This is a genomic window from Colwellia sp. Arc7-D, assembly GCF_003061515.1.
Taxonomy (GTDB): Bacteria; Pseudomonadota; Gammaproteobacteria; order Enterobacterales; family Alteromonadaceae; genus Cognaticolwellia.
On record NZ_CP028924.1, the window covers coordinates 3,570,829 to 3,597,596 of the forward strand.

Genomic DNA, 26,768 nt, shown 5'->3' on the forward strand with positions numbered 1-26,768 from the left:
AAACAAGTCACTAAAGCAATGAAAGATATTCAGATGTTTACCAAAGAGGTTGAAGCGAAAGGCTTACATCATAATACTTATTCTGAATAACTAAAGTGTCAGACGACTGGCTAAATAGAAGCATAATTAGCATTCATCTCAAATCAAATAGTCTGACTTATTGTGTTTCCACTTTACTATGTTTTGGTGAGGTTAAAAAATTCATGTCAGTCAACGACTCAAGAAAGGCTAATAAGTCCTTTTTTTCTTCCTCGGTAAGTACAAAGCCTTTGATAAACTGGCTTTTCATCGAGTTAGTGCGTCCATCGCCTTTTAGTGGACCACTTTCAATATTTCGCCCACCAGCGGCATAAATATCAATAACTTCAGCAAGTGTCGCAACACTGCCATCATGCATATAAGGTGCTGAATGACTAATATTTCGCAGCGTTGGCGCACGAAAACGACCATTATCTTTTGCTAAGGTAGAAACTTCTGCAAGGCCAATATCTGTAGCGGGATAACCATTTTGTTTTGGTTTTACTTCCACATTATACAAGCCGGTATTATGAAACGGCCGACGATCGATAAGTTGCTGTTCATGAGTAGTTGATTGTGTAAAGTTAAAGCCTCCATGACAGTGATGACATTCCAAGCGCTCAGAGAAAAACAAGTTCATACCACGAATAGCCGCTGCTGAAATTGCGTTATCATCACCTAAATAGGCATATTTATCGAAAGGAGAATTTAATGAGATTAAGCTACGTACGTAACTAGCTAAAGCTTTTACTATTAACTCAAAACTTATCGGCTCTTTTGGAAAGGCTAAATGAAAAGCCTGCTGATATGCTTCACTTTTAAACCGCTCAATGACTTCATCTTCGTGGCCAGTTATACCCAATTCAATTGGAGACTCATCAAACATTGGTAGTAAAATTTGTCGTTCCAATGAAGTGATGCCATCGTGCGCCCATGTTAAGGTTTTATTGTAAGCAATATTAACCAATGCAGGCGCATTTCTTCGATGTACTTCACCAGTTGAACCAATAGAAATAGTCAAAGGCTCGGCAAATGCATACTTTTGTTGATGACAGCTTTCACACGATTGCTGCTGGTTAGCAGATAAGTTTTTATCAAAAAAAAGAGTTTTTCCCAATGCTACTTTTTCAACAGTCATTGGGTTACTGTCAGGTACTTGTGGCTTTGGAAAACCCTCAATAATAGGCCACTTATAACTACTTGTTATCGATTTAGCGTTATCACACGAAAAAAGTAAACTGCTCAGAGCTAAAAAGATGGTTATTGTTAAAAGCTTATTCAACCGTACTTCCCTTACTTTTATGATTGGTATTCACGGCATTAAAAACACCAGGTTCAGTTTCAGCACTTTTAATTTGATTATTTAACAATAAATTATCAAATAGTTGTTGGCAGCTCTTATTATTTTGTTCTGACTGACAGCTAGATGATGCTGATAATTCAACATGCTTTAGCAATTCAGCTAAGTCTACATTTATTGCAAGGTTACCTTTAGCATTTTTACTATTAATACCAAGGGGAAGTTCGAAATTAAACCTATTAGGGTAAAGGCAATTACTTTTAGGTGCTCGCATTGCACTAACTGATTTACAACCTGTAGAGCCCAAGTGAAATAGCCACTTCTCATGATTAGCGGCAAGCTCTAAACGCAAAAATTTATGGCCTGTTTGCCAAATCCAAAACATTGACGGTAAATTTAACGGGCTTTGTTGGCTGATAGGATTTAAGTGGTTTACCTCAAACGGCACGCCTAGCGTAAAACGAATACCGCTGTTTTCATCCAATATTATATCTGTGGGAGTTGTGTACTTAATTGACCAATTAGCATCATTTGCCACGTTGGTTAAATCCTTGGCATGCAACTTTTCAGTTTGACAGTTTGTGCCTATCAAAGCGGTATTTTGATTTTGGAAAGGAGTTTTAGCTAATTTAACTTTTTGCCACCCCGCGTTTGTCGAACCAATTTCAATATCACTAATAAAAAATTGAAACTGCTCAATAAACCACGTTTTATTGTTTTTGCCTGCATGAAAAGTTGTTTGACAGTCAAGCGTAGCATCTCGCCATGATAAACTTAGATCAATCCTCTGTTCATTTGACGAATTGCCCAAATAAAAACAGCCTCCTACACTTATTAAAATCATGAGTATAAGTAAGTGTGTATAGCGCCTATTTATTAACATAAGGTCCACATAGTATTTATTACAGCTGTTAATATAAAATTTATCATCATAGTTAAAAGTAACAACTACTATTACAATGATTTAATAAATAATCTAAATACGTTAAAGTAAAGTACATTTATAACATTTTATTAACATAAGGACTATCTGATGTTACGCATATCATTGGTATTCGTCGTTATCGCCGCCTTATTTCAAAGCCAAGCAATCTTGGCACATTCAGAACATGATAAAGCACGATTTGTCGCTGAAACGGGCAAAGATACCGGAAAGTGTGATCAAGTATTAAGGCCTTGTAAGTCGATTGCCTACGCAGTTCAACAAGCGAATAAAGGCGATAAAATATTAGTCTCTTTTGGTGAATACACCATTAATTCAAGCGATGAATTGTTCTATTTGAAAAGTGCGCTTGTCCCTATTTACGGTGGATACAATCGCTTTGACCACTTTCAAACCCAAAGCCCAGACACAAACCCAACAGAGCTAAAAAATATTCCCTTAGATATGGCAGAGCCGCTTCGCCAGCAAGGCTTTGTTATAATGGCTGATGGTAAATCGCTTTTTGCCAAAGACAGTGCAGAGAGTAAAGCACTTCAAAATAAATTAGCAAGTTACTATACCTTAAGTGAAAAGCAAGTTGGCGTGGACTGTGTTAACGGTGCAGCAGGAAGTTTTGCTTGTAACAATATCGATTTACTTGCTCATATGCCTCTAAATGATTTTTCAAGCCGCCCAAGCAGTGCTAATGATATTTGGGGCCATGTAGATTTGAATACCGGTGACGAATATGCACTGATTGGTTTGCGTAATGGCGTTGCCATCGTAAATGTTACCAACCCTGAAGATCCACAAGAAGTTGGCACCATTCGCGGACTAAACTCCACATGGCGAGACATAAAGGTTTATCAACATTTCGATGAATCAATAAATGCTTGGCAAGCGTATGCATATGCCACCATTGATGGCGCCTCTGACTTCGTCACTATTATTAACCTAAATCAATTGCCAAACTCAGTAAGTTTAGTTGAGAAAAACACCGTAGTTACGAAAGCTCATAACGTTTACATTAGTAATGTAGATCACTCGCTTAACATCACACTACCTGGTTTAACACCTAGTTTACAGCTTATTGGTAGCAACCGATTTGGCGGTGCATTTCATAGTTATTCATTAGTAACACCTTCAACGTTAACGGGCTTGGCTAATAATTATTTTGGCTCAGGATATACCCATGACGGTGCTTCAATAAACATTACTGATAGCAGAAAAGAAAGCCAATGTGATACCCGTGGTGATAGCTGTACAGTCTTCATCGACTTCAATGAAAAAGAAGTAAAGCTTTGGAACATCACAAATACTTCAGCAACAACACTGCTAGGTACTGGTGAATATAACGATGTATCCAAAAGCAACCAATACGTACACTCAGGTTGGGGAACAGAAGACAACCAACATATATTTTTACATGATGAGTTTGACGAAAAAGATGGCGGCTTAAACTCAACCGTGCGTATTTTTTCTATCGCAGATTTAAATAACCCAACTCAAGTTGGACAGTGGACCGGTCCTACGCGTGCCATTGACCATAATGGTTTTGTTCGGGGTAACCGTTATTACATGTCAAACTACGAACGTGGCTTAACTGTATTAGATATTACTGACCCTGCAAACCCTATCGATGTAGGCTTTTTCGACACTTATACTCCATCAAATAACGCCGGTTTTAATGGCGCTTGGGGTGCCTACCCTTTCCTACCTTCAGGTAATATTTTAGTTAGCGATATTGGTAGTGGATTATATATTTTAAAAGACCGAACATTAGAGTCTAATCAGGGCAAAGTATCTTTTACAAATAGTAGCATCAGCGCCAGCCAGGGAGAGATATTAACCGTTAATGTTCAGCGAAATAATGCTACGGCCCCAGATCAAGCCATAAGTGTTAATTACCAACTCATACCCGGAAGCGCAAAAGAAGATAGCGACTATACACCTACAGCAGGTACTTTAAATTGGCCAGCAAACGACACGACGGATAAAAGCTTCAATATATCGATATCTACTGACAGCACGAGTGCAGAGTTACAAGAAAAATTCTTCGTGCGTTTAAGCCAACCAAGCAATAGCGCGACACTAGGTAACTATAGCTACTTAACAGTAAATATTGACGGCCTCGACGACAGTGGTTCAATATCATTTATTACAGAAGAAACTACCGTTGCAGAAAACCAAGGCATGCTTGATATAGCACTAGCACGCCAAGGAAGCTCTGCTGGAGCCATATCGGTTTCATATTTATTAAGCTCTGATACCGCGATTACTGGGGAAGATGTAGAATCGGCTTCGGGCACAATAAATTGGGCAGACGGCGATTCAGCAGAAAAAAACCTTCAAGTGATCATTATAGATGATACAGAAAATGAAGCTAATGAGAGTTTCTTCATCACACTTTCACCTGTTGCAGGCAGTAAATTAGGAGCAAATACCCAATTCACCGTGACTATTTCAGATGACGATAGCAATACAGCCCCTACGGTAACGTTAGCAGAAAATAGTGAAGTAAATACAGGTGCAACCGTTAACGTAACAGCTACCGTCAGCGATAATGAAAATGACCCAATGACCTATTTATGGCAGCAAACAGCGGGAACTAGCATTACACTCACAAACGCTACCGCTTTAACAGCGAGCTTTGTAGCACCTTCGAGTGCAGGTGATATAACACTGTCATTCACTGCTACAGACTCAAAAGGCTTATCTTCTAGTAAATCCCTAACCCTAACTGTTGTTGCAGCACCTGTGGTACTGCCACCACCACCAATAGAAAATGAATCTTCAGGCAGTGGTTCAATAGGATACTTCATCTTATTTATGATTATTGTACTCAGTAGAAATCGACTGAAGTAACTTAAAAACTCAGTTGAGCGATTACTGAAACAACAAATCGCTCAACTATTGAACTATCGAACTTATTTATCAGTTTTTTTAACTTTATAATGGTGACAACAAAATAAAAAATGCTTATACTTCCCGCCGCTTTGAAGAACCTTTCGCGTTTTTTGCAGCAAAGTAGAAAGATGGCCCCTTAGCTCAGTTGGTTAGAGCATCCGACTCATAATCGGCAGGTCCCCTGTTCAAGTCAGGGAGGGGCCACCATTTCAACGATTAAAGACGCCTTGTAGCGTCTTTTTTTATGTCTGATCTACAGCCACTCTACACTTTAGCTTTCCTATTTTTAGCACTCTATTTAGTACCATAAACTTTATGTACCAACTGTGTTACCAAAAAAGTCCTCACTGTATTTACAATATTTCAGCTTATTATCCAAAATAACGATTACTGTAAATAAATGAAATTATTGCTTATTAAACTATTTAATTACCGCATTTTTTTTGAACGCACGCTGAACAGCCATGACCAAACAGCCCGCAATTAATCCTAATAGCACTGAGTTTATGTTCAACAATGTTAGGTTTGAGGCGGTGACTAAGAATGTGATCATTGCAGCTTCAGATACTTTATTGTCTGTTAACGCTTGCTTGATGCTATTGGTAATGGTTGTAAACAACGCAATACCGGCCAAGGCGAAAATTAGTGCTGTTGGCAGTATTGAAAATACATTCATTAAGTAGCTTGCTGATAACGCCATTACTATATAAAAAACACCGCCTGAAATTGCCGACCAGTAACGATTTTCTGGTTTTTTATCTACATCTTCTGTCATGCAAATAGCAGCGGTTATTGCTGCTAAGTTGAGCCCGTAGCCTCCAAAGGGAGCTGCAATTAAGTTTACTAGCCCTGTTACACTGAGAATTGAAGATACCGGCGTTTTATAATTATGTGCTTTTAATACTGCAATGCCCGGTAAATTTTGCGCTGCCATAGTGACAATAAAAAGTGGTACACCCACACCCAATATTGCTTTTAAATTAAATTCTGGAGAGATGTAAGTGAACTCACTGATCTCCCATGAAAAATCACTTACATCAATCAAGTTAAGTTGCCACGCCATTACGCCGCTGAGTAGTAATACAAATAATATTGTGAATTTAGGCGCGAGCTGTTTCGCAATTAAATAAGTTAAAAACATCACACCAACAAGAATAGGCTCTTGGTTCATATGATTAAAAACGTCGATACCAAAGTTTACCAAAATGCCCGCTAACATTGCTGACGCTAGCTGAAAGGGTATTTTGTTGATTAACTTTTCAAACCAACCTGTAATGCCAGATAAGAAGATTAGCAACGCTGAAAACATAAACCCAGCGACTGCTTCGTTGAGACTAAAGTTTTGTGCATCGGCAATTAACAATGCTGCGCCAGGAGTTGACCAAGCTGTTAATATCGGTATTCGATAATAAAGTGATAAAGCAATTGAGGTAATACCTATAGCTAGCCCTAGTGATAACAACCAACTTGATGCTAAGCTTGCATCACCCCCAAGGTTAATAACTAATTGATATATCAATGCTATAGAGCTAGCAAAGCCTATCACCACAGCAGCTAATCCGGCAACCGCCGAACTAATAATGCGATTGACTACCATAGTAAAAGCTCCCATAATAAATTTCAGTGCGTTATAGCGCACAACATATCACCGTATGTTATAACGCACAAGGTAAATCATGACTGACAAAATAAATAACGCAATTGGTAATCAGTTAAAACTAGCTCGAACAAAAAAAGCCTGGAGCTTAGATACAGCAAGCCGACACACTGGCGTTTCAAAAGCCATGTTAGGACAGATTGAACGAGGAGAATCTAGCCCTACTGTTGCAAAACTTTGGAAGGTGGCAAATGGCTTTCAATTACCGTTAAGTTACTTTTTAGGGATCATTGGTAAAAGCGATTTAAAGCAAGGGTTGCTAAAGACCGAAAAAGGAATCGCTATCTCTACACTGTTCCCTTTTGATGAAGTAACAAAAATTGAAGTTTTCTCGTTAACTTTATCGCCTCTTCACCAACAAATGTCATCACCACACAATACTGGTGTGATAGAACACATTTTGGTTATTGAAGGTGATATGGAATACTTTCTAGATAATAAATGGCACGCAATACAAAAAGGTGACACGGTAAGGTTTTGTGCAAACGTAGCTCACGGCTACCGTAATCTAACCGATAAACCCGCTACGTTTCACAATATAATTGCTTACTCTGATGAATTAAAGACTTAATATTGCCAGCATTTACAGCAAATAAAACAAAGCTTATTTTTCTGTTAAATCGATATTTTAGCTTATGCAGGCTTTATACTACTTACTTTCCCTAAGCATTTTTAATTTTAAAGCATTACGCAAAGTCGTAAGTACCGCCAGTTTTTAAAGCTTTTTGATATGCTTCTCGCGCCTGAAAACGTTTTACGAAGGCAATAATTGTAGGATAATTTTGGTCAGCGGTTTTTCTCGCTGCCCAAGCTTCTAGTGGGAAACTCATTTGAATATCTGCTCCTGAAAGTGCGTCGCCAGCGAACCATTCATTATTTTTCAAGTGATTTTCAATTAATGTTAAATTTGCAGTAATATTCGGTCCTACATAGCCAGCCATCACTTTTTTCATTATGCCTTTCGCGATTGGCTTAACAAGAATAGGTAATGAACGTTGAACTGCTTTCTCTAAAATAAGCTTTAACAACAATTGCTGCATCAACGTACCTTCAGCAAAGTGCAACCAATATAAATACTGACGATGCGCTTCGGTTTTAGCCTCAGGTAAAAAGTTATTTTGACCATAAGTTTGCGCGAGATACTCAACAATAGCACCTGACTCTGCAATCGTTATATCGCCATCAGTGATCACTGGAGATTTACCCAAAGGATGAACTTTTTTTAGGCTTGCAGGGGCTAAGTTAGTTTTTAGATCACGCTTATAATGCTTTATTTCATAAGGAACGCCTAACTCTTCTAATGCCCAAAGCACGCGTTGCGATCTCGAATTATTTAAATGATGTACAACGATCATAGTTTTCTCCAATACAGTAAAGTATGTAACTGAACTATCGCCATTAACTTGCCAAAACCCACCTGTTCATTCATCTAACTGAAGGCAAGAATAAAAACAAAAAGTACAATAGTGCTACGTTGATATTATTTTAGTATCTTTATTTATTTGTGTCGCATAGGATTGAACCTAATAATTGTACTATCGGACTATATAAATGCTTTGGACTTCTAGCGTTTTATTCAGACAAAATATCGAACAGCACAAGCACAACGTTCATGAGATGGTGGTTTGCTTAACAGGCTGTGTGAATATTCAAATCAATGATGAACAGTATAGTTTATCATCGGGGCATTCTATTTTTATTCCTGCACAATACGCGCACTCAATTCATATTATTAAACAAGCTGAAACTATTCTACTATTCGCCTGCATTGATCCACCCTCTTTTGATACTTTATCAACACCAACCAATCGGCTGTTCTTAAATACGTTATCAACAGGAAAATTTTTGATTAATAATGAGTTTCAAAGTACAGATAACAGCACAAAAAAAATGTTAGCTGTAGCCGAAGAACTCGTAAATAGTCCTAATTCTTCTTCGCCTTTACATGCGAGTTTAAAAGAAGCCTTATACCTGAGATTATTATTCACCCATATGAGCGGTGCGGGTTATGAGGAAAGTACAAGTGAGCTAGCCACATTGCGAATGAACAAGGCGCAAAACTGGATACATGATAACTATGCCCTTGATATAACTTTAGAAATAGTAGCTAATCAGGTGAATATATCAAGAAGCCATTTCGCTCGACAATTTCGCCAGCATACCGGCTTTAGCGTTATTGAATACTTGCTAAAGGTTCGCTGCGATGCGGCGGCTAACTTACTTGCAAGCTCAAGTACCGATATAACAGAAGTGGCTTTCGCCACCGGGTTTAGTAACTTAAGTCACTTTTATCGGCACTTTAAACGCCGATATGGCATAACGCCTCGAGCATTCAGACAAATGATTAAACACCAAGGCAACACGTTAACAGCAAAGTCAGCTTAAAATACACGACTCTAAAATACACAAAAAAAGTATTATCTTAACGATTATTACGGCTTATTTCAGCCTATTCTTGGCAAAAAAAAACGCTTACCTAAGTAAGCGTTTTAACAAGATTTAAGCTGATATTAAATACTAATCATTATTTAAAACTTATAGCTTGCTTTAACATACACAAAACGACCTTGGCTATTGTGCGTACCACTAACAAAGCCCATAAAGTCATGATAAGCAAACGGTGGCTCTTCATTAAATAAGTTTGTAGCACCAAGACTTAACGTGGTGTTTTCAATACCAATATAATTTATCGTGGTATCAACCGTTGTCCATGCGTCTACATCACTCATGCCTTCAGTTGCTACAGCAGCGTCTTGTTTAAATTCGCCAATATAGTTAATCGCCATACTTGCGTTCCAATCACCTTGTACCCAAGACGTGTTGAATGTCCAACGTACTTCAGGTTGTTCAAAGTCACCTTCTTGAGTGTCAATACGCATAGAGCCATCAGCATTTGGACGCGCATCTTCATAAGATAAAACATAATTGACTACATAGGTAAATTTGAACTCGCCTATTTCAGTGTCTAAACCGTAGTTGGCTTCAATATCTAAACCAGAGGTTGTGATATTACCAATGTTTTCATATTGATCAAAAATACGTACTACTTCACCTGGATCGCCAGCAAGAGATGACGGTAAACGTTCTACAACAGTAGGATCATTACCTAAAGTACTAAATTTAAACTGAGTATCTTTTGTAATTACGTTTTCAATATCATAATCATAATAATCAATTGAGAAGTCTAAATTATCAGCTACTTCATAGATTAAACCTAAGTTATAGCTTTTCGATTCTTCAGGACCTAAGTCGTCATTCCCTGATAATACCGCGGTGTACTCTTTCGGATCACAATCAATGCCGACAGCTGCACAGCGCACCGAATCAACTAAAGTAGGAGATTCATCAGTATTACCTAAGCCGATTTGATGCAATGAAGGTGCTCTAAACGCTGTTCCGTATGAGCCACGTAATGATAAAGAATCGGTAGGTTGCCAAATAAAGGCAACTTTTGGATCGGTTGTGGTGCCAAAATCACTATAGTCTTCATGACGAACAGCAACTTGCACTTCAAGTGTGTCTAGCACTGGAATAGCTAACTCTGCAAAAACAGAGGTATTATCACGCTTGCCATTCGCTTGAGTTGCTTCAGTACCAAAAACTTCACCACGTAAGAATTGATCATCAGGATTATCACTAATGCTTTCTTCTCTGTATTCAACACCAACGGCTAAGCCAAGATCACCATGTTCCATTTCCATGATTGAACCGCTAATTTTACCATCGAAAGACTTACTGGTTGATTTACCAATACGTGTAGTAGTGGTTTCAATAAAATCTAATGATTCTTGCGAGTTACTTGATGGTTCAAACGGATTCCATAAACCACTATCAATTGCTTCTTGCGTTCGACGAGAGTTAGGGAAACCGTTTACGCCACGCTCTGTTGATGTGCTTTTAATGTAGTTATAAGCAATTTCCCAGCTCCAATCTTCGATCTCACCTTGTAAGCCGATGATTGAACGGTAATAGTCAGAAGTGACACGCTTTTCACGGTTACCAATATCGAGCATACGTCGACGCATAGTTAAATCTTGCTGATAAAAAGCATGGTCTGGCAAATCTGCAAATGGATGATTTACATTATCGCCCGACATAAATAGCTCATTAAAACTCGGACTACCTGCACCGCGAATAGTGGTTTTTGAATGTTGGCCATTCAATTCAGCAAAACCACGTAAATTGTCATTAATTTCATATTTACCTAAGTAAATAAAGCTAGCTCGTTCAGTAGCAGGTACTGAAGTCATTACCGGTGCGTAATCATAACCACAAAGGTTGCCGATGATGTCTTCTGGTGCACAAACGTCATTGCCAAAAGTATCTGGCATACGAATAGTTGAATCATCCGCTAAAGCTATAGTACCAGGGAACCCTGATGAACTTCTAAAGTCAGTGGCAAACGGATCGTTAGGTCTCAATGCTGCTTGATTCGCCGATTTTGAATAGTCGCGATCCGCATAAAGAATTTCTTCACGCTCGAAGTAATCTAACGCAAACGTATGGCTGCTTTTTTCTGTTGAGTTACCCCAAACAAGACTTATATTTTTTTCTTTACCACCGCCATCTGCGGTATCACCGAGTTTTGCGGAAACTTCAGCGCCCTCAACATCATCACGAAGTACGATATTGATTACACCCGCAACAGCATCAGAGCCATATGTTGCTGAAGCGCCATCTTTTAGAATATCAACACGCTTAATTGCTGCTAATGGAATATTGTTAATATCAACAAATGCAGTGTCAATATTATTAGCAAAAGGTGAAACAGAAACGCGACGACCATTGACAAGTATTAACGTTGAGTCTGCACCCAAGCCACGTAATGAAACACTTGAACCACCATTACTGGTATTGTCACTACTGTTCCCTTGTGTTGAAAATGTACCTTGTCCCGCCATAGGTAACTTAGTAAAAAGGCCGATTAGGTCAGTAACACCACTATTAGCGATATCTTCTGCACTAAGTGATGTTAATGGCGATGGTCCTTCCATATCAGTTCTTTTGATGTGAGAACCGGTAACTTCTATGCGTTCTACGCTGTCTTTTTCAGCAGCGACCACAACATGGCTTTGTGAGGCAAATAAGGCAGCGGCTATGCTGAGGGCGAGTGTATGTTTACGTCTGTTTGAGAGTTTCATTTTATCTTCCTTTTTATGTTTTATAATGACTTGTTTTTTTATAATATTTGAATAGTATTTTTTTGCTAAAATACTATTTAGCTAAATAAGTCCAATAAGAAAAGTCAGTTGATTTTTATAGCAAATCAAGTCCAGTTTTAACAGGTTAACCACTTAGAATCTTTAACAAAAGTGTAAACTTATGTAACCAGTATATATTTACTACGAATAACTTCGGACTTTTTGATGGTACGCAATAAAGATCAGCTAGTTTTATTATTCTTCTAGGTGACTTATTTTTGATAAAAAAAAGTCCGATGAACATGTTCATCGGACTTTGGTTTCAATCGATTTTCAAGTTAAAAATTATTAACTTATCGATCATACTGCTCTAACACAGTACTTTTACTTCGGTTGGGTCTGTTTTACACATCAACAATAATGTTGGTATGTTATGAAAACTGGTTAGAGGTGTTTTTAGCGCCACCTGCTTTAAGAGCGTTTTCACCAGCAAAGTATTCTTTGTGATCATCACCCATGTCAGAACCTGACATGTTTTGATGTTTAACACAGGCAATACCTTGACGAATTTCTTTACGTTGTACACCTTCTACATAACCTAACATAGCTGCATCACCAAAATATTCTTTGGCAAGGTTATCAGTAGATAACGCAGCCGTATGGTAAGTTGGCAATGTAATTAAGTGATGGAATATACCCGCTTCACGCGCTGTGTCTGATTGGAAGCTACGGATTTTATCATCAGCTGATGCCGCTAATTCTGTATTATCGTATTCAACACTCATTAAGTCAGCACGTACGTAGCTAGATACATCTTCACCAGCTTCAACCATATTGTCGTATGCTTGTTGACGGAAGTTTAGTGTCCAGTTAAACGATGGGCTATTGTTATAAACAAGCTTCGCATTTGGAATTTCTTTACGTACTTCGTTCATCATCGCTGTGATATCGGCTACGTTAGGTGTTGCTGTTTCAATCCAAAGTAAATCTGCGCCCGCTTTAATCGCTTCAATGCTATCAAATACACAACGCTCTTCACCTGTACCTTGGCGGAATTGGTATAAACCAGAAGGCAAACGCTTAGGACGAACAAGCTTGCCATCGCGGTTAAAACATACATCGCCTTCAGCCATATCAGCTACGTCAATTTCTTCAACGTCTAGGAATGAATTATATATGTCGCCTTGGTCGCCAGGTTCTTTAACAACAGCGATTTCTTTTGTAAGGCCAGCACCTTCAGAGTCAGTACGTGAAACGATAATGCCGTTGTCGATACCTAGTTCTAGGAAAGCATGGCGTAATGCACGAATTTTAGAGTGAAAATCTGCATGAGGTACTGTTACTTTACCATCTTGATGTCCACATTGTTTTTCATCAGCTACTTGGTTTTCGATTTGTAATGCACAAGCACCCGCTTCGATCATTTGTTTAGCCATGATGTAAGTTGCTTCAGCATTACCAAAACCAGCATCAATATCAGCAATAATTGGAACAACGTGTGTTACATGATTATCAATTTGATCTTGAATTGCGGCTTTGTCGCCTTCTGCTGCAGCGTCTAATTCGCGGAAAAGACCGCCTAATTCGCGCGCATCTGCTTGGCGTAAAAAGGTGTATAGCTCTGCTACTAAAGAAGCTACTGAGGTTTTCTCATGCATTGATTGATCTGGAAGAGGACCAAACTCGCTGCGCAGTGCAGCAACCATCCAACCAGAAAGGTACAAGTAGCGTCGGTCAGTTTGACCAGCAAAATGTTTCTTGATAGAAATCATTTTCTGTTGGCCAATAAAACCATGCCAGCAACCTAATGATTGTGTGTACTTAGAGCTATCAGCATCATAAGCAGCCATATCGCGGCGCATAATGTCTGCTGTATATTGGGCAATGTCTAAACCTGTTTTAAATTTATTTTGCGCTCGCATACGAGCTATTGACTCAGGATTGATGGCATCCCAAGAACTGCCAGCTTTTTCTTTAATCGCTTGAACTGCTTCTATTGCACTTTGATAATTAGACATATCACTTTCTCCAAAAGTTATAACTGACAGTATGTAAATACTTTATGATGTAACCGCTTGTGTAAGCTGTCACACCGAACAACATAAATACTAAACCAACCAACTAAAATAAATGAAATATATAATTAACATACCTACCATTCACAAAGGAAATATTGGTGTATTAACTCTAAATAACATTATAAAATAGTCCAATGAATTCAATAATTAAGATTATTTATCTCTGCTTTTCATGTGTAAAAACACTAAAATTAATTTATTTCTTTCTCTAAATTTACTTGATTATCCTCTTGAGCCATGACATAAATCTAGCTTATATTTTTGTATTAGATTATTAATTTTATGAATATCTCAAAAATTGATTTAAATTTACTGATTTATCTTGATGTATTACTCAGAGAAAAAAATGTTACGCGTGCTGCAGGTCAGTTAAATATTACACAACCTGCCATGAGTAACGGTCTAAAACGGCTGCGCACACTTTTTAATGATCCTATATTAGTCAGAACTTCTGATGGTATGGTGCCAACAGAACGTGCACGTGCTTTAGGACCTGCTATTCGTAAAATTTTATTAGAATTAGAAGAAGCACTGCAAGGTGAAGAAGAGTTCAACGAACTTAACAGCCAGCGAGTTTTTCGATTAATGGCAAGTGATTACGCGGCTTCAACCTTATTACCAAAATTATTGAAACGTATTAATCAAATAGCGCCTAATGTCACGATTGATATTATGACCCCAAGTGATGTTAACTTTCATGACGTGGAAGCCGGCAAAATTGACATGGCGATTAACCGCTTTGACGAACTGCCGCAATCATTTCATCAAAAAACGATATGGCGTGACTCCTTCTCTTGTTTGTTAAGTGCTGATAATCCAGTAGTGTCAAAATTCAATCTCAACACCTACCTGAGTGCCAAGCATGTTTGGGTATCTAAAACAGGCTTTGGTGTTGGTGTTGGTATGGATCCAAAAGATGTACAAAAGTTGGGTTGGGTTGACGAAGCTTTAGCGCGCTTAGGTAAACAGCGTGACATAAAAGTATTTACCCGAAATTACCATGTAGCGATGCAATTGGCACTTGAAGATGAATTAGTGGCAACTTTACCCACACGGGCCGCCTTAATTCACAAAAATGATGCAAATTACACGGTACTAAAACCCCCTTTCGATATTCCTGACATTGAATTAAAAATGATATGGAGCCCACTCTTGCATCATGATGCTAGTCATATTTGGTTTAGGCAGTTAGTAATCGAAGCTGCAAATGAGGGCTAACTAAGCTTTAAGCACGTGGAGGTTATGAGTAATTTTGAACACGTTCAAACAAAGAGCATTCAATGCATTATATAGTATGTTTGCAATATTTAGCTGTGTTGCTTTGGGAAAACTATGTGCCTTTTTTGTTCCTTTTTTACCGGGTAGTTTATACGGCTTGATTATTTTTACGCTGACATTACATCTTCGAGTTTTTAATGCCGATCGTATTAAAAGTAGTGTCGTGTGGGGCTTGAAACATATGGGGGTATGCTTTGTGCCCGCAGGTGTGGGTATCATGAACCATTTTGAATTAATCAAGCAGTTTGGTATCACCATCGTCATGATTACTTTTGTAACAACCTTCTTGCTACTGACTATTGTCGGCTTACATTATCAGCGCCATGCTGCGGATGACGAGTAAGCTAATGATCTCTAATTTATTAAGTAGCCACTTGTTATCTTCAATTTTTGCTATAGCTGCTACTATTGCACTATTTCAAATCACGGCGGTTTTTCAACGCAAACTCAATGCAATTTGGTTACAGCCTATGCTGGTGAGTATTTTAGTTATTATTGCTATTTTATTGTGGCAAGACATTAGCTTTGAACGTTACTTTGCTAGTTCTTGGTTATTAAATGCCTTACTAGAGCCTGCTGTTGTAGCCCTGGGATTTCCGCTTTATCAACATCTAGCAACCATTGCCAATCAATGGAAAAGTATCATATGGGTATTATTTATAGGGGCTTTTGTTGCCATTGTTAGTAGCTTTGTTGTTACTATGTTATTGGTTGGCGATCACACCATTGCGGTTGCTCTGTCATTAAAATCAGTAACTACACCTATTGCTATTGCCATAGCGGGTCAATTGGACGGTAATACAGCAATTACAGCTTTTGCTATTATTCTTGCTGGCTTTTTTGGTGCCATAGTCGGTCCTCCTTGGTTAAGATTTATAAAAGTTAAATCACCGAAAGCGCAAGGCTTAGCCATTGGTGCAGCTAGCCACGCTATAGGTACGGCTACCGTGAGTAATATCAGTTACGAACATGCCGCTTATAGTTCATTAGCCTTAATTGTGTCCGCGGTTATTACCGCTACTATTAGTCCATTTATTATTAACTTTTTAGTAACGCTTTATTAGTAGCGTTTTATTAGTAATATCCGTAGCAATTCTACGCTTTATTACCGTTGCTTTATGACAATATTTAATTGAAATTTTGATCGGAAATTTTAAATAACCTAAGCTAAAGTTATTATATTGCCATGGTACTAAAGCAATATAATGTGAGAACATGCCTTCTAAATAGATAATTCATAAAATAAATAACAAAAATCATAATAAACAATAGTGTGAATAATGATATTTAAAACCATGAAATAATTAATATTTAATATTATTTAACAAGTAGTTATAAATATAAAAAACAATACAGCATAAAAAACACCACACAAACTCACGCAGTGGTTAACCAGCAGCTATTGCATCAGCTACACAATATTCCTACATTGCAGGTATTGGTTTTTCGTAAATGTATTAAAGTAAGAATACTTTCTTCTTAACTTTCAACAATAGGTGTCCCATGACAAAAAGAATTTCAATCGCAAATTTGCAGGTAGCAGAAGAACTTTATAACTTTGTTAATGAACAAGTGCTTCCGGGTACCAAGCTACCTCAAGACACCTTTTGGTCAGGCTTTGCCAACCTTATTGAGGAGCTAGCACCAAAAAATAAAGACTTATTGATAAAACGTGATGCGCTACAACAAAAAATAACCGCTTATCATCAAGGTCATCAAGCTGATAACTTTAATTTTTCTGATTACAAAGGCTTTTTAACAGAGATAGGTTACCTAGCAGCACCTGTTGACGACTTCACTATTTCAACAAAAAATGTTGATGCAGAATTAGCCACTATAGCCGGTCCACAGCTAGTAGTTCCAGTAATGAACGCCCGCTTTGCTTTAAATGCAGTAAATGCTCGTTGGGGAAGTTTATACGATGCTTTATATGGCTCAGACGTTATAAGTGAAGACAATGGTGCAGAAAAAACAAAATCTTATAATCCAGCTCGCGGTGCTAAGGTTATTGACTTTGCTCGCGACTTTTTAGATCAAACTATCCCACTAGAGAGCGGATCACACCATAACGCACAGTGTTATAAAGTGGTTGATGGTAAGTTAGTCGTTACACTGAAGAATGATGAGAATACTTACCTAGGCCAACCTGGTTTATTTATTGGTTTTAATGGCGAACCAGCATCTCCGAGTGAGTTGGTTTTCAAACATCATGATTTACATTTTATTATTGAATTTGATCAAGACAGTACAATTGCAAAAAGCGATATAGCAGGCGTTAGTGGCATTGCAATGGAGTCAGCAATAACAACCATTATGGATTGTGAAGACTCTGTAGCCGCGGTTGATGCTGCTGACAAAGTAATAGCCTATCAAAACTGGTTAGGCTTAAATCAAGGTACGTTATCTGAAACATTTGAAAAGTCTGGCAAGCAGCAAACTCGCTTAATGCATGCAGATAAAACTTATCAAAAACTTGATGGTACGCAAAGTAGCTTAAAAGCGCGTAGTTTAATGTTCGTGCGAAATGTTGGCCACTTAATGACTAACAATGCCATTATTGACCAGCACAATAATGAAGTACCTGAAGGTATTATGGACGCCGTGATTACCTCATTAATTTCAAGCTATGACGTCAATAAAGAAAATACTTTACGCAACAGTGAAACAGGCTCTGTTTACATTGTTAAACCTAAAATGCATGGTCCAGAAGAAGTCGCTTTCGCTAATGAATTATTTGACCGTGTTGAAGATTTATTAACACTGCCACGTAATACTTTAAAAATGGGCATAATGGATGAAGAGCGTCGTACCAGTGTAAACCTTAAAGCCTGTATTTATCAGGCAAAAGAGCGCGTAGTATTTATTAATACTGGCTTTCTTGACCGAACAGGTGACGAAATCCATACCTCTATGGCAGCGGGCGTTATGGCAAGAAAAGCAGATATAAAGTTAACAAAATGGATATCTGCGTATGAAGATAACAATGTTGATGTGGGTTTAGCGTGTGGTTTTAGCGGTAAAGCACAAATAGGTAAAGGCATGTGGCCGATTCCAGATCAAATGGCGAACATGCTTGCAACAAAAATCAACCATGTTAAAGCGGGTGCAAATACGGCTTGGGTACCTTCACCAACGGCTGCTACATTGCATGCTTTGCATTATCATAAAGTTAATGTGCTGCAATTACAGCAAACACTTAAAAAACGTACGCCGGCCGACATAGACGATATATTAACCATACCTTTAGCCGAGAATACTCAGTGGACTGCACAAGAAATTTCTGATGAGTTGGATAATAATTCGCAAGGTATTTTAGGTTATGTTGTTCGCTGGATTGATCAAGGTGTTGGTTGCTCAAAAGTACCCGACATTAACAATGTTGGCTTAATGGAAGATCGAGCAACACTGCGTATTTCGAGTCAACATATGGCCAATTGGCTACAACATAATATTTGCACTAAAGAGCAAGTGTTAACAAGCTTGAAAAAAATGGCGGCCGTTGTAGACAAACAAAATCAGCATGATACGCAATATCATGCAATGTCGAATAACTTTGACAACAGTATTGCTTTTCAAACTGCATTAGCATTAGTACTGCAAGGCCATGAACAACCTAACGGTTATACTGAGCCTTTATTACATAAAAATAGGCTTGTGTATAAAGCACAAGTTAAATAAAGCACTCTGCAGTTGTTACGTCTTAAGTAAGCTCTTGCCGGTAGTCATAAATAATTGCATTTATGACTACCAATCTATTGTCAGCAAATATTCTACACATAGTTTTTTCACTGATAACAACGCCTTATTAAATTCCACACTATTGGTATTTTAACTGCAGATTAGCTTTCATATTTTCCTACAACAACTTGCACTTACTGCTGCCTAATACGAATAAAACTAAAGCATGTGTGATAATGCTAACTTTCATTTTTATAACTCTACTTATTAAAAATTAGGCTATTGGTCTGATAAAGTAAACCGTCTACCTTATCGCTATCGCGTAAACACAAGTCATTATCTATATTAATTTGTAACATAATGGTACGATGGGATATCAAGGAATGATTTAAGGTCGACATGTGATGAGGAATACAAAATGACAATTCAATTAAAGCCCAACTTAGTTGCCACTTTGCTTACTATTTTCAGTCTTTTTTTTCTATATTGCTCAACAGCTTATGCAGAAAAAAGAACTAAGCAAAAGTTGCACTCTAACTTAACCAAAGATATTGTAGTTTTTACAATACAATCATCTGCTATCGATGATATTAATAACTTCTCGTATCCTGCAATTACCAGTGAAATATTCACTCAATACCATCAAAGCAATGTAGTTTCATCTAATCAAACTTCCCAGCAACCTATGCAGGGAATTAAAGTTGCTGACTTTTCCAGTTTAGTGCCACGTAAGTTTGATAAAAAAAATTCCTTCTTTGAGTTCGCTGCAAAATTCAATGACAAGTTGCAACAAGTCATCGCTTACTTCAACTTTTCATCAAAAAGCGCTAAGAGCAAAGAAAATATCAATGAAAAAGTTGATAAAAGAAAAGTCAATTTTATAGTTAAAAATATAAATTAAGTCATTCATCTATTTTGTATTTAAGTCATTAAATAAAAAACCGCTTATTAGCGGTTTTTTATTATGTAGCGTTAACTCGTTTTTACTTAATCTAATATGCTTATTCTAAATGTGGTTAAAATTGATAAGCTTGGCTTTTTTCCATTAACTTTGCAGCACTTATTTTATCTGCTGAACAACTTGCAATATCTTCCTTAGTAAACACCAAAATACTGTCTTTATAACGACCTGAAGATTGCTCACCTGCAGACTTCAAAATAACACTGACATGTTCTTGCTTTGGTAACTCTTTTAAACCATTACCATATAAACAAAGCGTTTCGGTTAGTTTCACCGTTAATTGCTGATAATACTGCGCACGATGTTCTATCCTTTTCGACTGTTCTGCTTTTTGCTTTTTGGCCAAGTCATTCGCCTTGTCGGTAATTTTTACTTTATCTTCGTTTAATTTTGATTCCTGTTTCTCAAGGCTTTTTAAGTCTTTTATGATCTCGGCTTTGCGTTCATCGCTCGCTCTGGCAAGCTGGTAATTTAAATCACGTTTTTCACGCTCTACATCCCTTAAATTGTATGCAAGTTCACGCTGCTCTTCTCTGAGCTCTCTGGTTTTATCACGATTATGTTCAAAAATTTCTACGATTCTTTCATAACCCACAGCTGCAGACTCCATTGCATGACTAACCGTTTGATTAATATCAATATCAAATTTCTCATGAAAATTTTGATTAACCTCAGGCGCTATTGGAGCCGCTGGCATTTCTGGCAAGGTAGGCATTTCAGGCATTGAAAAATTAAAGCTGTAATTACCCCACTGGCTATTATTTGCGGCAGAGCTAATAGTAAAAACAACACCTTGGCCACGTAAATAGGTACTTTCAATACTATTAATTTTTGATAACTGATTGGCCGATTTATCAGTCACTGATGATTTAATAATATCACTCATGATAGATAGCTGTTTATGCAATCCTGAATACTGCTCTGTACCTTGCTCTGCAGCCAATAATGCAGTCGACATAAGCATACAAGGCAACACTATACTTGATGATAATACTTTATATTTATTCATTCTCTATTCCTCGGTTGTCCAATTAGCAAGGCTACTTTTTACATCGCCTTGCTTTAACCCAAAGCCTTTAATACTTTCACTTTGATAAGCTTTGTTATATTTAATCGCTTGTTCTAGCGCTTGATACTTAATTTTTTGCTCTAAAATTTCATCTTTTCGTTCAGCATTAATGTATTGAATAAAGTCACTTATATCTTCTTTACGCTCCTGACGAGAAGCCCCCATGATATAACTGGCAAGCTGTAAATTATTATCTTGCTGTTTAACTTTAATATCCGCGGCATAGTTAGCTAATACCACTTGCTGCTCTTGCGCAAAGCTCTGTAAACGTTGATCAACTAACTGAGTTAACTTTTGATCTTGTAGCTGGTTATTATTTCCGGAAAAACTTAATAACACGCTATTATCTTGTATCACTAACTCGACTTTGAACACCACGAATGCCAGAGCGAATATGGAAAAAGCCATCGATAATGCAGGCAAGCCTCGCCATTGCCAAAATGGTATTTTATCACTTTCAAAGCCGCTAGCTCTGTCCCATGATGGCACTTTTTCATCACCATACATTTCGACTTGATGCTCAATAGCATTGACAGTATTTTTACGTTGTTGCCATAACGACGCTTCATCTAACGAACATTCATCTGATTTACCATCAAGCCACTCTGCAAAGACTTGCTCTTGATTTGATTCAGCATTATTCGTATTTTTACTAACCGCTTGTTCCGACCGTTTATTTGACATGGTCTAACTCCAAATGATCTTTTAGTTTATCTAACGCACTATATAAGCGTGATTTAACCGTGTTCACTGAAACACCTAATTGCTTTGAAATATCATCAAAAGTACAGTGTTGAAAAAATTTCAACTCCACCACTAGCTTTTGATTAACCGGTAATGTCTGCATCGCTTTTTTTAATAAACTTGCTTGCTGACCTGAAAAAAAATGAGCTTCTGGACAAGTATCATCGCTTTGTTCTTGTTGCTCGGGTGCATCATCTAAAGATTGTGTTGGCTTTTTTCGACGGTAAAATTCAATACAACGGTAATGAGCAATTTTAAACAACCAACCTTTAAATGGGCTGTCTCCACGAAATGATGCCAAATTTCGAAAAACAGCCATAAAAACATCCTGCATCAAATCTAAGGCGTCGTCAGGATTACTCACCATGCGCAGAGTGTAGTTGTATAAGTTTTTCTCATACCGTTTTACCAAGGTAACCCAAGCTGACTTTTTACCTTTCAGCGCTTGTTTTACTAGCGTTTCGTCGCTTCGTTCAAACACGCATTGTCCTATTATTTTACGTTCTTATATTAAAGGTAGAGATGAGGAGTAAAAAAGTTTGAAAGTTTTCAAATTATTTTAATAAATCTACTAATATGGCCGATAGTTTTTGGTAGATAGGTGATACAGCGCTAGTTGACCGTCGCATTAAAGCGATTTCTCGATAAACATTTCCAGAAAGTTTTTCTATCGTTAGCCCTTCGGCTTTTGAAAAGCCTTTTTTTATCGCCATTTCAGGGAGAAAAGTAAAGCCTTGATGAAAAGCGGTCATTTGTACTAAGGTTGCTAAACTTGAGGCTGAAAAAGGGTTGATTCGACTGGTGTCAGCCAACTTACAAGCTGATAAAGCATGCTTAGTTAAACAATGCTCATTTGATAACAAAAACACACTATGTTCAGGTAAACATTGATAATCTTGCTCAGCACTAAATTTAGCCATTAATTTAGGATCACCTGCCCCAAAGAAATGGTCCTTACCAACCACTTCACTTTCAAAGCCTCTTTGCGCAATAGGTAATGCAAGAATAACAACATCAAGCTCACCGTTTTTAAGCATATTTAATAAGTTATCAGTCGTATCTTCTCGAAAATAAATACGTAAATTTTTTAATTCATGTTGGCAAGCGGGCACTAAGTCAGTCAATAAATAAGGGGCAATTGTGGGTATACAACCAATATTAAATACCCCACCATCGGTTTGACCTTGTTGTTTTGCACTGTTAACAAGATCATTAGCATCAACCAACAACTTACGTGCTTTTTCAACAAACTCATTACCTTGGCTAGTAAATAAAAATGACTTATTGTCTCGTTCAATTAATTGACAATTAAGTTGCTGTTCAAGCTTCAAAATTGCACTACTTAATGTTGACTGGCTAACAAAGCAAGCCTGAGCCGCTTGATGAAAGTGTTGATGTTGATGCAATGCTACTAAGTAGCGTAAATGTTTTAAATTTGGTAAGTACATATTCGCTCATTAATGATTAGGTTATTGGTGTTAAAATTTATAAATTAACTCCTGCACCATTAATTTAACCTATCAATAAGATTAATTTCAATTAATTAAAACGATAGTGGTTAAAAATATAATAAATGTCTAATTTAAGGCCATATTCAAAGCGATTTTATCAACATCTAGCGAACCATGGTAAATGTATTTAATTGTAATGGTTGTGTTATTTTTAAAAAAAATACGGTAAAGTCCTGCTAGATATATAAAACTGGAGGTAATAAAATGTTAAGAGCGTCAGCACGTCATATATTGGTTGATACTGAAGAGCAATGTCTAACATTAAAGCAACAAATCTCAGCGGGCGAAGATTTCACCGCCGTTGCACAAGCGCATTCAAATTGCCCTTCTAAAGCTCAAGGTGGAGCTTTGGGTTCTTTTGGACGTGGCCAAATGGTACAAGAATTTGATGAGGTTGTTTTTTCAGCACCATTGAATGAAGTACAAGGCCCGGTTAAAACTCAATTTGGTTATCACTTACTTGAAGTAACATCTCGTAGCGAGTAATGTTTGATAGATAGTTTTTTCACTGCTCTTTGAGTATTAAAAGCGAAAGTTATTACTTTCGCTTTTTTGTATCTTAAGCTTTATATCAGTTAAGGTTTTATCTAAACCAACGCTTTATTTTATCTTTGCGTAATATTAAAAGTACGACTGCGATAGAAAAATAAATCATTGGCTCAACAATATCAGATTTAACTGACCAGAAAAAATGTAAGGCTATGAGTAAAACAGCAACATAAACCCAATTATGTAGCTTTTGCCATTTAGGGCCCATTTTTCGTCTCAGTGCTGTGATTGATGTTACAGCCAAAGAAAGAAGAATAATTAAAGCGCCCATTCCCACAGTAATATAAGGCCGTTCAAGTATTTCATTAAAAAATAATGTCAGGTCAAATTGCACTTCAAAAGCTAAAAAATTAAGTAAATGAAACACCGCATAGGTAAAGCTATATAAACCTACCAACCGTCTAGTTTGAACTAAATAGCCTTGACGATATTTCTTTGCAACCGGTGTGATCAATAAGGAAATAAGCAGTAAATTAAAAGCGCCAATGCCCGTAAAGTGAATCACTTCTTCTACAGGATCCGCGCCAAGCTGTTCAGTAAATGCCAAAAAATAAAGTCCTAATAGCGGTAAAAAAGCCATTAAATGAATCGCTATTTTAAGTAGCAATACCCTATTACGCAGGAAAACTGACTTAAAAGTCACTGTACGCATGGTGTCTGAACTGGCTGACACTAATAGTTTTTCCTTAAATCCATGCCTTTATACATTTGTGCAACTTCTTCGCCATAGCCATTAAAAGGTAATGTAGCTATACGGTTACGTGCAAATAGACCACCGGTAGTAATACGTCTTTCACTTGCTTGACTCCAACGAGGGTGGTCTACTTCTGGATTTACATTGGCATAAAATCCATATTCATTGTTAGCTAGAATATTCCAAGTTGTTGGTGGCTTATGTTCAACCAATTTTATGCCAACAATTGACTTAATACTTTTAAAACCATACTTCCAAGGCACAACTAAACGAATAGGTGCGCCGTTTTGGGCTGGTAGGGTTTTTCCATACAAGCCAACACTCATAAAGGCTAATGGGTTCATGGCTTCATCAATACGTAAGCCTTCTACATAAGGATATTGCACACCACCGCCAATACGACGACTGTCTTGTCCTGGCATTTGTTTAGGATCATATAAGGTTTCAAATGCGACATATTTGGCTTTTGAATTTGGGGCTGCTTTTTTAATTAACTCAGCTAAGCTAAAACCCACCCACGGGATAACCATAGACCACGCTTCTACGCAGCGTAAGCGGTATATACGTTCTTCTAAAGGGAAGCGTTTAAAGAGGTCATCGTAACCCAGTGTATAAGGTTTATCGACTTCACCTGAGATAGTTAATTGCCAAGGGTTAACGTTGAATTCTTGCGCGTTTTCTACGGGGTCACCTTTGTTGGTACCAAATTCATAAAAATTATTATGTGTTGTAATTTTGGCTTCGGGCGTTAATATTTGTGCAGATTCATCAGCTTTGGCATATGTTAAAGCTTGGCGCTGAAATACGACTTCTTTTTTACTGCTAAAAAAATCAATTGGGCTAGCATGACTAGCAGCCGATTGGGCAAGTAAGCTACCCGCCCCAAGATAACCAAGTTTTTTTAAAAGATCACGTCTCGAATGATAAACTGATTCATCAGTTACTTGCTGCTCAGACAGCTGATAGCTCTTCTTAGATTTGATTAACATATTTACCCCTAGTAGATCTAATTATACTAATCGGACGAAATAATAGATCACAAAGCGAAAGTTATTTAATCCGGTCAGTAAACATAGACCATGAAACAGGCAAAAAAATTCTTAATAAAATTAAATCAATTAGAAAAACTGGCTTAGCGAGCGTACTTCTCTAGATAAGCAATAATGTCACTTGATTCATACATCCAGATAATTGATTGGTCTTCCTGAGTTATTTTTAAACAAGGTACGGTTCTTTTTCCGCCTTCTTTAATCAACTCTTCTCGGTATTGCTCATTTTGGTTAATATTACGTAATTCAATATTTAAGCCTAATCGCTTAATCGCTCGACGAGTTTTAACACAAAATGGACACGCAGGTAGTTGATACAAGCTTAAGTGCGCGGTACTTTCATCGACTTCTTTTTGTAATTGTGGCGAGCGTTTTGGCGCACTTGGTGAAAATATAAAATTTAATAACAAAATTAAACGGCCAATCGGCCAACGAATTAAAAACATAATAGGGTTGTGCTCACAGTTAAGTAAATAAACTAAAAAAATGAAATGCTGTAATTACCACATCATATCATCTGGGATTTGAAATTCTGCATAAGGGTCATCTTCAGCAATAACGTCTTCAGTGCTTTTAGTGTTTTGCACCAAAATTACGCTAGGGTCTAAACTCGACACTTTTTCTGCCGTTTCTGCCGTTACAATGTAAGTAGTATCATCAATACCACATAAAGCTAAACGACCATTAACGAGGGCTTTGTGGGCTACATTATCTACAAATAACTTCTTAATTTTGCTATTAAAAGTGTAATTGTATTCTGCTTCACCATTCACATTGGTTACTTGATGGTGCTTTAAAATTTGTAGAATTCTTAGTTGTTGCTCTTTTGCAACTAAAGCTAACTTTTTCTCATTATTCAAGGCAATATCACGGGCAAGTTTTTCTTTTTTTGCTAACTCAAGATCTTGTTTTACTTGCTCTTGTAAGCTGGCATCAATTTTTACGCCACTGCGCTTTTGCTTGCCTGATTTACGTTTATCACTATTTGCCTGTCGTGCTTTTTGTTTGGTTGTTAAACCTGCTTTTAACAATTGATCTTGTAAAGAAGCCATCTATTTTCCTGCGCTAGAATACTTATTGAATGTTTATATGCGTGCTATTTTATCAGTTCATTGATTATTTAACAGCATTCAATAAAAAAGCAGCGAAGTTGCTGCTTTTTAAAGTGTTGAATAAAACTTAAGCCAAACTATATTGACTTAACTTTTAGCT

23 protein-coding genes and 1 tRNA gene are annotated in these 26,768 nt (G+C 37.4%); 10 read left to right on the plus strand and 14 right to left on the minus strand.

The features are described 5' to 3' along the window. Positions 1–157 precede the first annotated feature (157 nt). Positions 158–1,300 (minus strand): MbnH family di-heme enzyme, encoded by a 1,143-nt coding sequence (locus tag DBO93_RS15390; protein ID WP_108457134.1) that lies wholly within the window; start codon positions 1,298–1,300, stop codon positions 158–160. After that, complete coding sequence (locus DBO93_RS15395) at positions 1,293–2,129, minus strand: MbnP family copper-binding protein (protein WP_162533803.1); 837 nt, start codon at positions 2,127–2,129, stop codon at positions 1,293–1,295. Before DBO93_RS15395 ends, DBO93_RS15390 begins: the two co-directional genes overlap by 8 nt. Positions 2,130–2,351: 222 nt before the next feature. Here DBO93_RS15395 and DBO93_RS15400 point away from each other — a divergent pair, with 222 nt between their 5' ends. Both DBO93_RS15400 and DBO93_RS15405 read left to right on the plus strand, forming a co-directional pair. After that, positions 2,352–5,105, plus strand: coding sequence for a choice-of-anchor B family protein (locus DBO93_RS15400; protein WP_108457136.1), 2,754 nt, complete (start codon positions 2,352–2,354; stop codon positions 5,103–5,105). A 172-nt stretch (positions 5,106–5,277) separates the two neighbouring features. Then, positions 5,278–5,354 (plus strand) — tRNA-Ile (locus DBO93_RS15405). 214 nt (positions 5,355–5,568) lie between these two features. Here the strand turns inward: DBO93_RS15405 and DBO93_RS15410 are convergent. After that, on the minus strand, positions 5,569–6,759 hold the full coding sequence (locus tag DBO93_RS15410) for a benzoate/H(+) symporter BenE family transporter (RefSeq protein WP_108457877.1): 1,191 nt from the start codon (positions 6,757–6,759) through the stop codon (positions 5,569–5,571). 64 nt (positions 6,760–6,823) lie between these two features. Here DBO93_RS15410 and DBO93_RS15415 point away from each other — a divergent pair, with 64 nt between their 5' ends. Beyond that, positions 6,824–7,375 (plus strand): XRE family transcriptional regulator, encoded by a 552-nt coding sequence (locus DBO93_RS15415; RefSeq protein ID WP_108457137.1) that lies wholly within the window; start codon positions 6,824–6,826, stop codon positions 7,373–7,375. A 115-nt stretch (positions 7,376–7,490) separates the two neighbouring features. Here the strand turns inward: DBO93_RS15415 and DBO93_RS15420 are convergent, their stop codons facing one another. Next, positions 7,491–8,159: a glutathione S-transferase gene (locus tag DBO93_RS15420; protein WP_108457138.1), complete on the minus strand. Its 669-nt coding sequence runs from the start codon at positions 8,157–8,159 to the stop codon at positions 7,491–7,493. 196 nt (positions 8,160–8,355) lie between these two features. On the opposite strand from DBO93_RS15420, the gene DBO93_RS15425 reads away from it, so the two are divergent. Then, positions 8,356–9,189, plus strand: coding sequence for an AraC family transcriptional regulator (locus DBO93_RS15425; protein WP_108457139.1), 834 nt, complete (start codon positions 8,356–8,358; stop codon positions 9,187–9,189). Between the two features lie 143 nt (positions 9,190–9,332). Here the strand turns inward: DBO93_RS15425 and DBO93_RS15430 are convergent, their stop codons facing one another. Together DBO93_RS15430 and DBO93_RS15435 are read right to left on the minus strand one after the other, a co-directional pair. Beyond that, entirely contained in the window at positions 9,333–11,945 is a 2,613-nt protein-coding gene (locus DBO93_RS15430) for a TonB-dependent receptor (RefSeq protein WP_108457140.1), read from the minus strand. A 431-nt stretch (positions 11,946–12,376) separates the two neighbouring features. After that, entirely contained in the window at positions 12,377–13,963 is a 1,587-nt protein-coding gene (locus DBO93_RS15435; protein WP_108457141.1) for an isocitrate lyase, read from the minus strand. A 342-nt stretch (positions 13,964–14,305) separates the two neighbouring features. Here DBO93_RS15435 and DBO93_RS15440 point away from each other — a divergent pair, with 342 nt between their 5' ends. The 5 genes from DBO93_RS15440 to DBO93_RS15460 all read left to right on the plus strand — a co-directional run bounded on the left by DBO93_RS15440 (position 14,306) and on the right by DBO93_RS15460 (position 19,880). Continuing rightward, on the plus strand, positions 14,306–15,241 hold the full coding sequence (locus tag DBO93_RS15440) for a LysR family transcriptional regulator (RefSeq protein WP_108457142.1): 936 nt from the start codon (positions 14,306–14,308) through the stop codon (positions 15,239–15,241). Between the two features lie 76 nt (positions 15,242–15,317). Further along, positions 15,318–15,644 carry a CidA/LrgA family protein gene (locus DBO93_RS15445; protein WP_108457143.1) on the plus strand — a complete coding sequence of 109 codons (327 nt, stop codon included), beginning with the start codon at positions 15,318–15,320 and terminating at the stop codon, positions 15,642–15,644. A gap of 4 nt (positions 15,645–15,648) precedes the next feature. Next, positions 15,649–16,365 (plus strand): LrgB family protein, encoded by a 717-nt coding sequence (locus DBO93_RS15450; protein ID WP_108457878.1) that lies wholly within the window; start codon positions 15,649–15,651, stop codon positions 16,363–16,365. A gap of 439 nt (positions 16,366–16,804) precedes the next feature. After that, positions 16,805–18,979: a malate synthase G gene (locus DBO93_RS15455; protein ID WP_108457144.1), complete on the plus strand. Its 2,175-nt coding sequence runs from the start codon at positions 16,805–16,807 to the stop codon at positions 18,977–18,979. A 418-nt stretch (positions 18,980–19,397) separates the two neighbouring features. Then, complete coding sequence (locus DBO93_RS15460; RefSeq protein ID WP_108457145.1) at positions 19,398–19,880, plus strand: hypothetical protein; 483 nt, start codon at positions 19,398–19,400, stop codon at positions 19,878–19,880. Positions 19,881–19,995: 115 nt separating this feature from the next. Here DBO93_RS15460 and DBO93_RS15465 read toward each other — a convergent pair whose 3' ends face one another. The 4 genes from DBO93_RS15465 to DBO93_RS15480 form a co-directional block, all read right to left on the minus strand. After that, positions 19,996–20,949: a hypothetical protein gene (locus DBO93_RS15465; RefSeq protein WP_108457146.1), complete on the minus strand. Its 954-nt coding sequence runs from the start codon at positions 20,947–20,949 to the stop codon at positions 19,996–19,998. Between the two features lie 3 nt (positions 20,950–20,952). Continuing rightward, positions 20,953–21,693, minus strand: a complete 741-nt coding sequence (locus DBO93_RS15470; protein ID WP_108457147.1) for a hypothetical protein — start codon at positions 21,691–21,693, stop codon at positions 20,953–20,955. Further along, positions 21,683–22,234, minus strand: coding sequence for a sigma-70 family RNA polymerase sigma factor (locus DBO93_RS15475; RefSeq protein WP_108457148.1), 552 nt, complete (start codon positions 22,232–22,234; stop codon positions 21,683–21,685). The genes DBO93_RS15470 and DBO93_RS15475 overlap by 11 nt, the downstream gene beginning before the upstream one ends. A 73-nt stretch (positions 22,235–22,307) precedes the next feature. After that, complete coding sequence (locus DBO93_RS15480; RefSeq protein ID WP_108457149.1) at positions 22,308–23,201, minus strand: hydrogen peroxide-inducible genes activator; 894 nt, start codon at positions 23,199–23,201, stop codon at positions 22,308–22,310. Between the two features lie 267 nt (positions 23,202–23,468). On the opposite strand from DBO93_RS15480, the gene DBO93_RS15485 reads away from it, so the two are divergent. Next, complete coding sequence (locus DBO93_RS15485; RefSeq protein WP_108457150.1) at positions 23,469–23,750, plus strand: peptidylprolyl isomerase; 282 nt, start codon at positions 23,469–23,471, stop codon at positions 23,748–23,750. A 97-nt stretch (positions 23,751–23,847) separates the two neighbouring features. Here the strand turns inward: DBO93_RS15485 and msrQ are convergent, their stop codons facing one another. The 4 genes from msrQ to DBO93_RS15505 all read right to left on the minus strand — a co-directional run bounded on the left by msrQ (position 23,848) and on the right by DBO93_RS15505 (position 26,608). Continuing rightward, positions 23,848–24,486 (minus strand): protein-methionine-sulfoxide reductase heme-binding subunit MsrQ, encoded by a 639-nt coding sequence (msrQ, locus tag DBO93_RS15490; protein ID WP_239059015.1) that lies wholly within the window; start codon positions 24,484–24,486, stop codon positions 23,848–23,850. Then, entirely contained in the window at positions 24,486–25,496 is a 1,011-nt protein-coding gene (gene msrP, locus DBO93_RS15495; RefSeq protein ID WP_108457151.1) for a protein-methionine-sulfoxide reductase catalytic subunit MsrP, read from the minus strand. Before msrP ends, msrQ begins: the two co-directional genes overlap by 1 nt. Positions 25,497–25,639: 143 nt before the next feature. Then, complete coding sequence (locus tag DBO93_RS15500; RefSeq protein WP_108457152.1) at positions 25,640–26,002, minus strand: glutaredoxin; 363 nt, start codon at positions 26,000–26,002, stop codon at positions 25,640–25,642. A gap of 54 nt (positions 26,003–26,056) precedes the next feature. After that, entirely contained in the window at positions 26,057–26,608 is a 552-nt protein-coding gene (locus tag DBO93_RS15505) for a DUF2058 domain-containing protein (RefSeq protein ID WP_108457153.1), read from the minus strand. Positions 26,609–26,768: the final 160 nt, after the last annotated feature.

Excerpts from the sequence above, each read along its gene's own strand:
- DBO93_RS15480 (WP_108457149.1), bottom strand. The coding sequence starts at position 23,201 with ATGTACTTACCAAATTTAAAACATTTACGCTACTTAGTAGCATTGCAT.
- DBO93_RS15470 (WP_108457147.1), bottom strand. The coding sequence starts at position 21,693 with ATGTCAAATAAACGGTCGGAACAAGCGGTTAGTAAAAATACGAATAAT.
- DBO93_RS15420 (WP_108457138.1), bottom strand. The coding sequence starts at position 8,159 with ATGATCGTTGTACATCATTTAAATAATTCGAGATCGCAACGCGTGCTT.
- DBO93_RS15430 (WP_108457140.1), bottom strand. The coding sequence starts at position 11,945 with ATGAAACTCTCAAACAGACGTAAACATACACTCGCCCTCAGCATAGCC.
- DBO93_RS15415 (WP_108457137.1), top strand. The coding sequence starts at position 6,824 with ATGACTGACAAAATAAATAACGCAATTGGTAATCAGTTAAAACTAGCT.
- DBO93_RS15450 (WP_108457878.1), top strand. The coding sequence starts at position 15,649 with ATGATCTCTAATTTATTAAGTAGCCACTTGTTATCTTCAATTTTTGCT.
- DBO93_RS15445 (WP_108457143.1), top strand. The coding sequence starts at position 15,318 with ATGTTTGCAATATTTAGCTGTGTTGCTTTGGGAAAACTATGTGCCTTT.
- DBO93_RS15460 (WP_108457145.1), top strand. The coding sequence starts at position 19,398 with ATGACAATTCAATTAAAGCCCAACTTAGTTGCCACTTTGCTTACTATT.
- DBO93_RS15440 (WP_108457142.1), top strand. The coding sequence starts at position 14,306 with ATGAATATCTCAAAAATTGATTTAAATTTACTGATTTATCTTGATGTA.
- DBO93_RS15485 (WP_108457150.1), top strand. The coding sequence starts at position 23,469 with ATGTTAAGAGCGTCAGCACGTCATATATTGGTTGATACTGAAGAGCAA.
- DBO93_RS15435 (WP_108457141.1), bottom strand. The coding sequence starts at position 13,963 with ATGTCTAATTATCAAAGTGCAATAGAAGCAGTTCAAGCGATTAAAGAA.
- DBO93_RS15410 (WP_108457877.1), bottom strand. The coding sequence starts at position 6,759 with ATGGGAGCTTTTACTATGGTAGTCAATCGCATTATTAGTTCGGCGGTT.
- DBO93_RS15400 (WP_108457136.1), top strand. The coding sequence starts at position 2,352 with ATGTTACGCATATCATTGGTATTCGTCGTTATCGCCGCCTTATTTCAA.
- DBO93_RS15425 (WP_108457139.1), top strand. The coding sequence starts at position 8,356 with ATGCTTTGGACTTCTAGCGTTTTATTCAGACAAAATATCGAACAGCAC.
- DBO93_RS15500 (WP_108457152.1), bottom strand. The coding sequence starts at position 26,002 with ATGTTTTTAATTCGTTGGCCGATTGGCCGTTTAATTTTGTTATTAAAT.
- DBO93_RS15465 (WP_108457146.1), bottom strand. The coding sequence starts at position 20,949 with ATGAATAAATATAAAGTATTATCATCAAGTATAGTGTTGCCTTGTATG.
- msrP (WP_108457151.1), bottom strand. The coding sequence starts at position 25,496 with ATGTTAATCAAATCTAAGAAGAGCTATCAGCTGTCTGAGCAGCAAGTA.
- DBO93_RS15505 (WP_108457153.1), bottom strand. The coding sequence starts at position 26,608 with ATGGCTTCTTTACAAGATCAATTGTTAAAAGCAGGTTTAACAACCAAA.
- DBO93_RS15455 (WP_108457144.1), top strand. The coding sequence starts at position 16,805 with ATGACAAAAAGAATTTCAATCGCAAATTTGCAGGTAGCAGAAGAACTT.